Genomic DNA, 8,376 nt, shown 5'->3' on the forward strand with positions numbered 1-8,376 from the left:
AACAGGGCAAACCGGTGGCGGAAGCCAAGGGCGAAGTGATGTACGGTGCCAGCTTCGTCGAGTGGTTCGCCGAGGAAGCCAAGCGTGTCAACGGCGACGTGCTCGCGTCGACCTGGACCGACAAGCGCATGGTGGTGCTCAAGCAGCCGATCGGCGTATGCGCGGCCATTACCCCCTGGAACTTCCCGATCGCGATGATCACCCGCAAGGTCGCGCCCGCGATCGCCGCCGGCTGCACCATCGTCATCAAGCCCGCCGAGCAAACGCCGCTGTCGGCGCTGGCCATGGCGGAACTGGCGCATCGTGCCGGCCTGCCGCCGGGCGTGATGAACATCGTCACCGCGGATGCTGAACGTTCCATCGAAGTCGGCAAGGTCCTGTGCGAAAGCCCGGCCGTGCGCCACCTGTCCTTCACCGGATCCACGCCGGTCGGCCGCATCCTGATGCAGCAATGCGCGCCCTCGGTCAAGAAGATCGGGCTGGAACTGGGCGGCCATGCCCCCTTCATCGTGTTCGAGGATGCCGATATCGATGCGGCGGTGGAAGGCGCGCTGGTGTCGAAATACCGCAACGCCGGCCAGACCTGCGTCTGTACCAACCGCATCTATGTGCATGAATCGGTGCACGCCGCCTTCGTCGAAAAACTGGCCGCGGGAGCCGCCAAGATCAAGGTCGGCAACGGCTTCGAGGCCGGCGTCGCGCAAGGGCCGCTGATTGACGAACAAGCCGTGGCCAAGGTGCAGGAGCACGTGTCCGACGCGGTCTCCAAGGGCGCGAAACTGCTCACCGGCGGCAAGCTGCACGCGCTCGGCGGGCAATTCTACGAACCCACGGTGCTCGCCAATGTCACCGCCGACATGCTGGTGATGCGCGAGGAAACCTTCGGCCCGGTCGCGGCCGTGACCACATTCAAGACAGAGGAAGAAGCTATCGCTGCGGCCAACAACACCGAATTCGGCCTCGCCAGCTACTTCTATTCGCGCGACATCGGCCGCGTCTGGCGCGTGGCTGAAAAGCTCGAGTACGGCATGGTCGGTATCAACACCGGCCTGATCTCGAACGAAGTCGGCCCCTTCGGCGGCGTCAAGCAGTCGGGCCTGGGTCGCGAAGGCTCGAAATACGGCATCGACGAATACCTCGAAATCAAATACCTCTGCATGGGCGGCATCTGACCGCGTCCCTTCCCCTGCCGCCGCGCGAGACGCGGCGGCAATTTTCTGCTCCCTGTCCAATTTAATTTCCCAATGACAAGGCATTGTGGGAATTGCTATATTTTTGGTTACAAGGGAGGGAATTTTCAGTGGCTGAACTCGATCCGCGATCGCTGATCTTCGTTGCCGGTTTGCTCGGCCTCCTGTGCTCGGCCATCATGTTCATCCTGCGGCGCAGCTTTCCGCCGACCATCGGCGGGCTGGTGTACTGGAGCCGCGGCTTGATGGGAACCGTGCTTGCCAGCGGACTGTTCTGGCTGTCCGGCGTCATTCCCGACTTTTTTTGCGTAGTCCTTGCGAACGCCACGCTGGTAGGCGGGATCATGCTGTTCTATGCCGGATTCAGGCACTTCGCGGGGCTGCCAACGCGCCTGCACTTCATGGGCGCCATGCTGGCCGTGCTCAGCGCCTATGTCAGCTGGTTCACCTTTGTCGAATACAACTATCCGGCGCGCTCGATAGCGGTGACGCTGACCAATGCCGCTTTGTTCTTCGCCTGTATGCGACAAGTGTGGCGCACCAGCGGCGATTCGATCGCCGGCCGTTTTACCGGCCTCGTCTTCGGCGCCATCGGCACGGTATCCCTCGTACGCGCCGTCACGATGGCCATTCATTTCGACACACCGGTCAATGTGCTGGGCGGCACCTTGACGCAAAAAGCCTATCTTGCCGCGCTGGCCTTTTCGGTCCTCGCGATCACGCTCGGCGTCATGATGCTGGTGAACGAACGGTTGCGCGCGAAACTTGAATTCATCGCCTCGCACGACCAGCTCACCGACGCCTTTGCACGCACGGCCTTCATCGAACTGCTGGACAAGGAAGTGGCGCGCAGCCACCGCAGCGGACGGCCGATCGCGCTGCTGATGTTCGATCTCGACAGCTTCAAGTCGATCAACGACCGTTTCGGGCATGTGACCGGGGACAAGGTAATTATCGATTTCGTGCGGCGCACGCGCGAAATGCTCCGCCATATCGATTCCATCGGCCGCTATGGCGGCGAGGAATTCGTTGCCTTGCTGCCGGAAACGAGCCTGAGCGAAGCAAGCGCAATCGCCGACCGGGTATGCAAGGGCATTGCGGCGGCCACTTCCCCCGGCCTGCCGGCATACACGGTAAGTGTCGGCGTGGCATCCGCCAGCGAAGGCACCGCAGACGCCGGCTCCCTGCTCTCCCGTGCCGACGAAGCGCTCTATCGCGCGAAGGAAAACGGCCGCAACCGGGTCGAAGTCGACGGTCGTGCGGCACGGCCGTTTGCCGTTCCGGCATGACATACGGCGACGTCAGTTTGCAACGCCATCCAGAATCCGCGCATTGAAACACGCAAGCGGAATGCGTGCATAGGCCGCAGACTTTTTACGGGACTATGTAAATTCCCGGAACGTGGCCAATTTTCATTTCATCTAATTCCACGACAACAGCGAATACGCCGGCAGTGCCGTGCGGCTGGTCTATGTTTCTTGGAGGAGGTTGAACATGGAATATTCAGGCTCACTTGGGACAGCGTGCATAAAGCTTGCGTGTGGATCGCTAAGTATCGTTGCCCTCCTTTCTTCCTGCGGAGGTAACGATACAGCGGCAGTCACCGCATCGCAGGACCCTGTGCTTGTCGCTCAAGGCAGGCAGATTTTCCGGTTCGACACCTTCAGTGACGAGACATTTTGGACGGACACGCTGCGCATGCACGACGTCATCAGTGCGGCGGTGGATCCAGTGACAGCGCTCTCGGTAGGATTGAAGGTGGATGCGGAGGCATTGCCGCCGGCGGTCGTGCAAGGTATACAGAACGGCAGCATTGATTTGAAGAGCCCGGAAACGACCGTGGCGCTGCTCAAGCTGAATGCCGTCGTAGGATTGCAAGGAAAAGTCGAGGCAGTGAATGGAAAAGACACATTGACGCGCGTCGGCATCACTTGCGCACTATGCCATTCCACCGTCGACAACTCGTTCGCCTCAGGCATCGGAAAACGGCTCGACGGCTGGCCGAACCGCGATCTGAATCCCGGTGCGATCATTGCGCTTTCCCCTGCGATCAGCGCAGAAAAGAAAGCCGTCTACAACTCCTGGGGTAAAGGTAAGTACGACCCGCGCTTCAACTTCGACGGGATCAACGGACCTCAAGTCATTCCCCCGGCATTCGGCTTGAGCAATATTCATCGCATCACTTCCACCGGAGACGGAAATGACATCGCCTACTGGAACCGCTACGTCTCAGTCACTCAAATGGGAGGACACGGCACGTTTTCGGAACCGCGCACCGGTATCAATGTAACCAATGGAACGGACGACCAGGTCACGTCAAAACTCGCTCCGTTGCAGGCATATCAACGCTCGCTGACCGCGCCGCCCCCAGCCGCGGGCAGTTTCGATCCGGTGGCTGCGCAGCGAGGACGCCTTGTTTTCAACGGCGCTGGAAAGTGCATCACGTGCCACAGTGGGCCGGAGTTCACGGATGCCAACCTGCAGCTTCATTTCCCAAGCGAAGTGGTCAGCGAACCGGAGCCGAATGGCGTTCCAAGCTATGCATCGCGCAGTGCAACCAAGATGTATCGCACCGCCCCCTTGCGAGGCATCTGGCAACATCCGCCCTATTTCCACAACGGGACGGCGGCTACGCTGGAGGACGTCGTACGAACCTACAACACGAAAAAGTCGCTACAGCTTACGGATGCCGAGATGGCCGATCTGGTCCAGTACCTCAAATCGCTTTGACGGGAGCACGGGAGCGCGCATCGCTCCCGAGAGTCATTGGCGGCGCCATTTTTCACGATGGCTGTTTCGTCAAAGCTGACAACCCGCCAATTTGCAAACCGGACGAGAACCCGCGTAAAATGCGGGTTCTCGCGGGTGTAGCTCAATGGTAGAGCAGAAGCTTCCCAAGCTTACGACGAGGGTTCGATTCCCTTCACCCGCTCCAGGTCAATCGGGCACCGGTCGGTGCCTTTTTTATTGGTTATCCGGAAACCGGCATGTCCCACACCCACGACGACGGCAGCAACAAGCAGATGCTCTATGACCCGACGGAACGCCGCATCCGCAGTTTCGTGACGCGTGCGGGACGGCTGTCGACGGCACAGGCGAAGGCGATCGAGACGCTCGGTCCGAAATTCTGCCTGCCGTACGTGAAGGCGCCCGCTGATTTCAGCCAGGCATTCGGGCGCACGGCGCCGCTGATCCTGGAAATCGGTTTCGGCATGGGCGATACCACCGCGAAGATCGCGGCCGGCATGCCGGAGAAGGATTTCATCGGCGTCGAAGTGCATACACCCGGCGTGGGCAGCCTGCTCAAGCTGATCGGCGAGCAGCAGCTGGCCAACCTGCGCGTGATCCAGCACGATGCGTTCGAAGTGGTGACGCACATGATTGCGCCGGACTCGCTGGCCGGCGTGCACGTCTTTTTCCCCGATCCGTGGCACAAGGCGCGCCATAACAAGCGCCGCCTGATCCAGCCGGCCTTCGTCCAGCTGCTGTGCTCGCGCATCGCGCCGGGCGGCTATATCCACTGCGCGACCGACTGGCAGGATTATGCGGAGCAGATGCTGCAGGTGCTGGGCGACGAGCCGGCATTGAAGAACACGGCGGAGGGTTACGCGCCGCGTCCGGATTACCGTCCAGTAACCAAGTTCGAGAACCGCGGCCTGAAGCTGGGCCACGGGGTGTGGGACCTGGTGTTCACCAAGCGTTAGACCAATTCGGCGATCAGGGCGATGATCTCTTCGCCGTAGCTTTCCAGCTTCTTCTCGCCTACCCCCGACACATTCCGCAAATCATCGAGCGAAGACGGCTTCATCTTCGCGATCTCGCGCATGGTCGCGTCGTGGAAGATAACGTAGGCCGGCACGTTGTGCTTGCGCGCCGTCTCCACGCGCCACCAGCGCAGCTTTTCGAAAATTCCCTGCTCGGACGACGACAGTTCGCTTTCGACGTAGCCCTTCGGCTTCGCGGACTCGCGCTTCTTCTTCGCCGGTTTCTGGTATTGCCGCAGCTGCACCGTGCGCTCGCCCTTGAGTACGGGACGCGCATCGGCGGTCAGCTTCAGCGCACCATAGGAATCATGGTCGACTACGACCAGCCCGAGCGCGATCGCCTGGCGCAGGATGGCGCGCCATTCGGCTTCGCTGGTTTCGCTGCCGATGCCAAAGGTGGATACCTTGTCGTGTCGCCACTGCTTGACCTTGTCTGAGTCGGTACCGCGCAGGACATCGATTACATGGCCGCCGCCGAAACGCTGGTCGACGCGGTAGATGGATGACAGGAGTTTCTGCATCTGCACGGTGCCATCGTAGGACACCGGCGGCGCGAGGCAGATGTCGCAATTGCCGCAGGGTCCGGAGGATTGACCGAAATAATCGAGCAGGCGCACGCGCCGGCAGTTCAGCGTTTCGCACAAGCCGAGCATCGCATCCAGCTTGGCGGTCTGCACGCGCTTGAAATTCTCGTCGGCTTCCGATTCGTCGATCATGCGGCGCTGCTGCACCACGTCCTGCAGGCCGTACGCCATCCAGGCATCGGCCGGTGCGCCGTCGCGGCCCGCACGTCCGGTTTCCTGGTAATAGCCCTCGATGCTCTTGGGCAGGTCGAGATGGCAGACAAAACGGACATCCGGCTTGTCGATGCCCATGCCGAACGCAATCGTCGCCACCATCACGATGCCATCCTCGCGCAGGAAGCGCGACTGGTTGGCGGCCCTCGTCGCATGGTCCATGCCGGCGTGATAAGGCAAGGCGGTGAGGCCGTGTTCATTGAGGAAATCGGCGGTTTCTTCCACCTTCTTGCGCGACAGGCAGTAGACGATGCCGGCATCGCCCGGATGTTCTTCGCGGATGAAATCCAGCACCTGCTTGCGGCCGTTGGTTTTCTCGACGATCTGGTAGCGGATGTTGGGGCGGTCGAAGGACGACACGAACTGCGCCGCATCTTCCAGTTGCAGGCGGCGCGCGATTTCGGCGCGCGTCTGCGGATCGGCGGTCGCGGTCAGCGCAATGCGCGGCACCTGCGGGAAGCGCTCGTGGAGGATCGACAGCTTGATGTACTCGGGCCGGAAGTCGTGGCCCCATTGCGATACGCAGTGTGCTTCGTCGATTGCGAACAGGGCGATCTTTGACGACTCGAGCAGCTCGAGACAGCGCGGCGTCATCAGGCGCTCGGGCGCGACATAGACGAGGTCCAGTTCGCCCTTGCGCACTGCCTTTTCGGTGCGGATCGTCTCTTCGAAGGACTGGGTGGAATTAAGGAAGGCCGCACGCACTCCTACTTCTGCGAGCGCGTCGACCTGGTCCTGCATCAGCGCGATCAGCGGCGAGATCACCACGCCGACGCCGTCACGGACGAGCGAAGGAATCTGGTAGCACAGGGACTTGCCGCCGCCAGTCGGCATCAGCACCAGCGCGTCGCCGCCGCCGGCGACGTGGTTCACGATGTCGGCTTGCTGGCCGCGGAAAGACGGGTAGCCGAAGACCGTCTGCAGGACGTGCAGCGGCGCATTGTTGTCAGATTGATCACGCATCCGCGTATTTTAATGCACCCACTCCACCAATCCGGCATAAGCCGTTGCGAGCACGACAACACCGAACACGATGCGGTACCACGCGAAGACAGCGAAGTCGTGCGAACTGATGTAGCGCAGCAGCCAGCGCACGCACAGGAAGGCGGACACAAAGGATGCCACCGCGCCGACGCTGAACCAGGGCAGGTCCGCGGACGACAGCAATTCGCGTTGCTTGTAGACGGAATAGATGGTCGCCGCGAACAGCGTCGGGATCGCGAGGAAGAACGAGAACTCGGTCGCCGCCTTGCGCGACAGGCCGAACAGCATGCCGCCGATGATGGTCGCGCCGGAACGGCTTGTGCCGGGGATCAGCGCGAAGGCCTGGGCACAGCCGACCTTGAGCGCATCGAGCGCACTCATTTCATCGACCGATTCCACGCGTGCCTTGAACGCGGTCTTGTTGCGGCGCTCGACCCACAGGATCACGATGCCGCCGATGATGAAGGCCAGCGCGACCGGCACCGGCGAAAACAGCTTCGCGGTGATCGCCTTGTTGAACAGCAGGCCGAGGACGGCCGCCGGCATGAAGGCGATGATGAGATTGAGGGTGAATTTCTGCGCCTTCGCGTCGCTGGTCAAGCCCGAGAGAACCTTGGCAATGCGCGCGCGATATTCCCAGCACACGGCAAGCATGGCGCCGGCCTGGATCGCGATTTCGAACACCTTCACCTTGTCGCCGGTGAAATCGAGCAGGCTGGCGGTGAGGATCAGGTGGCCGGTAGAAGAAATCGGGAGAAATTCGGTCAGGCCTTCGACGATTCCCATGATGAGCGCTTTCAGCGCGAGCGTGACATCCATGAAATGCTTTTTCGGTACAGTTATTCAATCAATAAAAAACCCGCGGCGGCGCGGGTTTCGGGCGCTGCGCGCACGGCGGCGCGCAGGCTAGCGAACAGGCTCAAAGGTTACCACGAGACCGTTGCTCCTGGTCGTGATTCGCGTCGGATTGAAGGCCGTTCCGCCGAGGCGGAGTTCGTCCGGCCGGAATGTGTACAAAGGAATATCTTTCAGCATCTGTTCGGCCAGCAGGCTGCCGACGCGGCTGATCTGGTTGGCATACAGCGGGTCGAGTCCGTTGACGTTGAAGGTTTCGACACGCGGTTCGGCCAGCACCAGCGCATTGCGCGAGGGATCGAAGCGCAGCTGGCCGGATACGGCAAGGTTGCCGTTCCAGGACTGCTTCATGAAGGGTGGCGCAATCGACGCATCCATGCTGGTCAGGATGCGGTTGGCGTCCGGCTGCAGCGCGACGCGCGGATTGGTGACGCGGATGTCGAGCAGTTCCAGGAATCGGTTGTTGAAAGGAAAACGGCTGGCAATCGCTTCCTGCAATTTCGCCAGCGGGATTTCGACATCGCGCGGCCCCATCAGGGTGGCGCATGATGCCAGGATCAATGCCGCAAACACGACGCCGATTGCAGCCAAGCGTTGTTTCATGTCATCTCCCTCAGGACGTCAACTGCTCGAGGCGGGACAGGAATTGCATCGCGTACTCGCGCGTCTCGCCGCACATTTCCGCCGATGGCTCCAGACTTTGGCACACGGCGGGCCGTTCAGGTTTGCCGAAGATCATGCATTGATTCAAGGCGTTTAGCTGGACGCAACGCACGCCCGCCGGTT

7 protein-coding genes and 1 tRNA gene are annotated in these 8,376 nt (G+C 61.2%); 5 read left to right on the top strand and 3 right to left on the bottom strand.

Going from position 1 to position 8,376, the window contains the following annotated elements; genetic code table 11:
• From AYR66_RS12610 to trmB, 5 genes are all read left to right on the top strand, one after another.
• The coding region (locus AYR66_RS12610) for an NAD-dependent succinate-semialdehyde dehydrogenase (protein WP_170942306.1) at nt 1–1,172 on the top strand (1,172 nt) is incomplete at its 5' end.
• Nucleotides 1,173–1,300: 128 nt separating this feature from the next.
• Complete coding sequence (locus AYR66_RS12615) at nt 1,301–2,479, top strand: GGDEF domain-containing protein (RefSeq protein ID WP_088707763.1); 1,179 nt, start codon at nt 1,301–1,303, stop codon at nt 2,477–2,479.
• A gap of 205 nt (nt 2,480–2,684) precedes the next feature.
• Nucleotides 2,685–3,920, top strand: a complete 1,236-nt coding sequence (locus AYR66_RS12620) for a c-type cytochrome (protein WP_088707764.1) — start codon at nt 2,685–2,687, stop codon at nt 3,918–3,920.
• A 131-nt stretch (nt 3,921–4,051) separates the two neighbouring features.
• Nucleotides 4,052–4,125: transfer RNA gene (locus AYR66_RS12625), tRNA-Gly, on the top strand.
• Nucleotides 4,126–4,213: 88 nt separating this feature from the next.
• Nucleotides 4,214–4,894, top strand: coding sequence for a tRNA (guanosine(46)-N7)-methyltransferase TrmB (gene trmB, locus AYR66_RS12630; RefSeq protein WP_088709785.1), 681 nt, complete (start codon nt 4,214–4,216; stop codon nt 4,892–4,894).
• Here trmB and recQ read toward each other — a convergent pair.
• The 3 genes from recQ to AYR66_RS12645 form a co-directional block, all read right to left on the bottom strand.
• Entirely contained in the window at nt 4,891–6,714 is a 1,824-nt protein-coding gene (recQ, locus tag AYR66_RS12635) for a DNA helicase RecQ (protein ID WP_088707765.1), read from the bottom strand. The two genes, trmB and recQ, sit on opposite strands and share 4 nt — an antisense overlap.
• A gap of 9 nt (nt 6,715–6,723) precedes the next feature.
• A complete protein-coding gene (locus AYR66_RS12640) occupies nt 6,724–7,554 on the bottom strand; it encodes an undecaprenyl-diphosphate phosphatase (protein WP_088707766.1) in 831 nt (276 codons plus the stop codon).
• Nucleotides 7,555–7,641: 87 nt separating this feature from the next.
• On the bottom strand, nt 7,642–8,193 hold the full coding sequence (locus AYR66_RS12645) for a DUF1439 domain-containing protein (protein ID WP_088707767.1): 552 nt from the start codon (nt 8,191–8,193) through the stop codon (nt 7,642–7,644).
• Nucleotides 8,194–8,376 lie beyond the last annotated feature (183 nt).

The organism is Noviherbaspirillum denitrificans (assembly GCF_002211445.1).
Taxonomy (GTDB): Bacteria; Pseudomonadota; Gammaproteobacteria; order Burkholderiales; family Burkholderiaceae_D; genus Noviherbaspirillum; species Noviherbaspirillum denitrificans.